The organism is Mesorhizobium sp. M1A.F.Ca.IN.022.07.1.1 (genome assembly GCF_003997575.1).
GTDB lineage: Bacteria > Pseudomonadota > Alphaproteobacteria > Rhizobiales > Rhizobiaceae > Mesorhizobium.
The window spans coordinates 1-3,829 of the sequence record NZ_RZST01000454.1 but is presented as its reverse complement, the minus strand read 5'-3'; the positions used below and the strand labels follow the sequence as shown (position 1 = coordinate 3,829).

General features: G+C 64.3%; 3 protein-coding genes and 1 pseudogene. 2 read left to right on the top strand and 2 right to left on the bottom strand.

Features of this window, described 5'->3' with window-relative positions; all coding sequences use genetic code 11:
- Positions 1–1,211 (bottom strand): extracellular solute-binding protein (locus EOA75_RS30185; RefSeq protein ID WP_127325858.1); only part of this gene is annotated, 1,211 nt, incomplete at its 3' end.
- 156 nt (positions 1,212–1,367) lie between these two features.
- Between EOA75_RS30185 and EOA75_RS30180 the strand changes: the two genes are divergently transcribed.
- Together EOA75_RS30180 and EOA75_RS30175 are read left to right on the top strand one after the other, a co-directional pair.
- Positions 1,368–2,153, top strand: coding sequence for an IclR family transcriptional regulator (locus tag EOA75_RS30180; RefSeq protein WP_095781194.1), 786 nt, complete (start codon positions 1,368–1,370; stop codon positions 2,151–2,153).
- A gap of 120 nt (positions 2,154–2,273) precedes the next feature.
- Entirely contained in the window at positions 2,274–3,110 is an 837-nt protein-coding gene (locus EOA75_RS30175; RefSeq protein WP_127217259.1) for an amidohydrolase, read from the top strand.
- Between the two features lie 25 nt (positions 3,111–3,135).
- Here EOA75_RS30175 and EOA75_RS30170 read toward each other — a convergent pair.
- Positions 3,136–3,829, bottom strand: a pseudogene (locus EOA75_RS30170) (carbohydrate ABC transporter substrate-binding protein); the annotation flags it as partial.

Here is a 3,829-nt window from a genome sequence, read left to right as displayed (position 1 = left end):
GGATAGACCGCGTTGGAGATCTCGATCCATTCCGGCGTCTGCGGCACCGGGAAGGCGTTCTTGGCGGCTTCCTGGAATGCCTGCAGCACTTCGGTTTTGTAAGGATCGGACTTGGCCTGCTCGAGGTCCCATTCCCACACCTTGGTGCGGGTGGGCAGCGGGCCGGCCGCGGCTTCCAGCTTCTGACTGTCCTCGTTGGTCAGCCACCAGACGAGCGAGGCGGCGGCCTCCTTGTTGGCGCAGTTTTCGGTCACCGAGAAGCCATGCGCGCCGGACCAGCCCGAGCGCTTGCCGGACAAGCCTTTCGGCTGCACCTTGACGCCGACATTGCCGGCGACCTTGGACGACTTCGGGTCGTTGAAGAAGCCGGCCCAGCCCGGCCAGTCGAGATTGAGCGCCACCGTGCCGGACGCGAACCCCTGGCCGAGATCATCCCACAAATAGTTGGTCGTGCCGGCGGGCACAGCCTTGGCCTTGTAGAGCTTGACGAACCAGTCGAGTGCCTTGACGCCGGCCTCGGAGTTGAAGGCAGGCTTGCCGTCCTTGTCGAGATATTCGCCGCCGTCGGCGATCAGCATCTCGTAAAAGCGGCCGTTGATCGCCTCTTCCTTGCCGGCATATTGCGTGCCGTAGAAGTCGGGCGGGCTGGCGAAGAATTCCGCCTGCTGGGCCATCTCGTCGAAGGTGTCCGGCGGGGCGAGCTCCTCGCCGTATTTCTCCTTGTAGGCCTTCTTCTTGGCTTCGTCCTGGTAGAGGCTCTTCTGGTAGTAGAGCGCCGAGACGTCGAACTGCGCGCGCGGCAGCATCACCAGCTTGCCGTCGAGCGTGCCGGCGGCGATGTTGGCCGGGACGAAAGCGTCGATCTCCTCCTTCGGCAGCAGCTTGGCGAGGTCGGTGTAGATGCCCGGATATTGCGGCGCGAACGAGGTGTGGTTGGAGCCGACGCACCAGGTGATCGAGTTGGAGGCGATGTCCGACTTGATCTCCTTGTCGAGATCGAAGTGGTTCTTCTTGGATACGACGTTGACCTTGGCGCCAGTCGCTTTCTCCCACTCGCCGATGCGCGCGTAGAGTTTTTCGTATTGCTGGCCGCCGATCAGCTTGGCGTCGATCGTGACGCCGGTGAACTTGCCCGGCAGGTCGGCCGCAAAGACCGCACCCGATGCCATGAGCAATGCGCCGGCGGCGACGCCGGAAAGCAGTCTGTTCATGAATATCCTCCCTGGAACGGCCGCAGGCCGTCGTGGCTGAAGCTCCATGCTTCATTCATATGCAAACAAATTATTCATAAGTCGTCAAGTCGAAACTTCTTCCCTATGAAGGCTGTCTTGCGTATATGAAGATCAGAATTCACCAGAGGGCATCGGGTGCAGGACGACGAGGAAGACCGCTATCGCGCGCCGGCACTGGACAAAGGGCTGGACATTCTGGAACTGCTCGCCAGCGTCGATGGCGGCCTGACCCAGGCCGAGATCGCCAAGCGGCTCGACCGCAGCCCGAACGAATTTTACCGGATGCTCGACCGTCTGGTGAAACGCGGCTACGTCACCCGGCCAGACGGCGACCGCTATTCGCTGACTCTGAAGCTCTTCGGGCTTGGCCAGCTGCATGCACCGGTGCGCAGGCTGGTCTCCTACGCCACCTCGATCATGCGCGAGCTGGCCGAGACCTCCTGGCAGGCAAACCAGCTCGTCGTGTTCGACCGCGGCAGCGCCGTGGTCATTGCCCAGCAGGAAGCGCCGCGATACTGGGGCATCTCAATCCGCGTCGGCTCGCATATCAGCCTGTTCGACACCGGCTCGGGACATGTGCTGCTGGCCTTCCGCTCGCCGGAAGAGCGCGAGATGATGATCGCCGAGCATTTGCGCAGCAACGAGGAGATGAAGTTGTCGCCCGACTTCTTCGCCCGCCTCGACCAGGTGCGCGATCGTGGCTACGAGATGATGGCTTCGTTGCAGACGGCCGGCGTCTACAATCTGTCGGCGCCGGTGCTCGGTTCCGACGGGCACGGCATCGCCGCGCTCACCATACCCTATATCACTCTGGTCAACGCGCCGGCAGCGCCCGATATCACCAGGACCATCACGCTGCTCCAGGCAGCAGCGGCCCGCCTGTCGCAACTCGCCGGGTCGGATGTCAGGTCAAAGGAATAATTCTTATTTGAATGGCGAATTCTCAGGTGAGATGATCGAGTCCATGTCTGAAGCATGTCGTTTGCGCAAAAGCCGCTGCGCAATTCGGGCCACGTGGATAGCGCGACAAGGGAGGAAGCCATGATCGTCGATACCCACCTGCATCTCATCGACAGGGCGGCGCTACGCTATCCCTGGCTGTCCGGCGTGCCGGCCCTCGACCGCGATTTTTCCCACGACGAATACGCCACCGAGGCGCGCCGCGCGGGCATAGAATTGGCGCTCCATATGGAGGTCGACGTCCACCCGGCAGATATCGCGGCTGAGACAGCCCTTGTCGAAGGACTGTCGAAGAAGCCGGGCAGCCTGGTGCGGGGCGCGATCGTGTCGTGCCGGCCGGAAGAACCTGGCTTCGCCGCCTGGCTGGACAAGGTGAAGGCCGATCCATTTGTCAAAGGATTCCGCCGCGTGCTGCATGTCGTGCCCGACGACGTCTCCGAGGGCGCCCTGTTCCGCGAGAACGTCGGGCGCATCGCCGGCAGCGGGCTGACCTTCGATCTTTGCGTCCTGCCGCGACAGATGAGCCAAGCGATCGCGCTGGTCGATCTGGCGCCTGACGTGCAATTCGTTCTCGATCATTGCGGCGTGCCCGACATCCAGGGCAAGGCCGAGCATCCCTGGCGCGAGCAGATCGCCGAGATCGCCCGGCGCCCCAATGTCGTCGGCAAGATCTCCGGCGTCGTCGCCTATGCCGATCCGGCGAGCTGGACCGTCGAGACCCTGCGGCCTTATGTCGAGCACACGATCGGCAGCTTCGGCTGGGATCGCGTCGTGTGGGGCAGCGACTGGCCGGTCTGCACGCTCGGTGGCGGGCTGCTCGGCTGGGTAGCGGCGACGCACGCGCTCCTTGCCGGGGCGAGCGAAACCGAGCGCGCGAAACTGCTCTCCGGCAACGCGAAGAAGCTCTGGCGGCTGTGAGCCGCAAGGCCGATGCCCGACTGTATTAGCGGGGCGCCGCGAAGCTCTGCCGGAACAGGCGATTGATGTCGGCGACGACGCGGGGGGCGTCCTGCCGGCCGGCAAGACCCTCATTGAGGCGATCGGACGCCGCCTGCTGAAACGCCATGTAGCCGTCGTGGCGCGGGCGCACCCAGGCGCCTTCCAGCGTCGCCCGCGTGCCGCGGTAGAAGTCGCCCGTCGCGACATTCACGGCTTCGTCCTCCCAGGCGGCGGCATGGCCGGGCTGGCCGCCGGCGGCGGCATAGAGGCCGCGCTGCACGTCGCCGCTGGCGATCCAGTAGGCGAAGTCGATCGCTTCCTCGCCGGCAGCGGAAAAGGCGGAGACGGCGATGCCGGTGCCGCCGAGCGCGGAGCCGACCGGGCCGTTGCCGCCCACAGTCGGCATGTCGCAAAAGAAGAGCCGGTTCGGCCGGAAGCCTGCAGTGGCATAGGGCACGTAGCCATAGATCAGCGGCGCGCAGGCGATGCGCGAGCCGGCCTCGGCCATCTTTTCGAACACCGCAATCGGATCCATCGTCAGGCACTCGGGATCGAGGAGTGCCGCGATCTCACGCAGCATTTCGAAGACGGTCTCGCCGGTATCGGGATCGATCAGATCGCTCGGGCTTTCGACTGCACATGGCCGGCCGAGATCGGCGGCAAGCGTGAAGAAGCACATCAGCGAGTGCGGCGGCCTG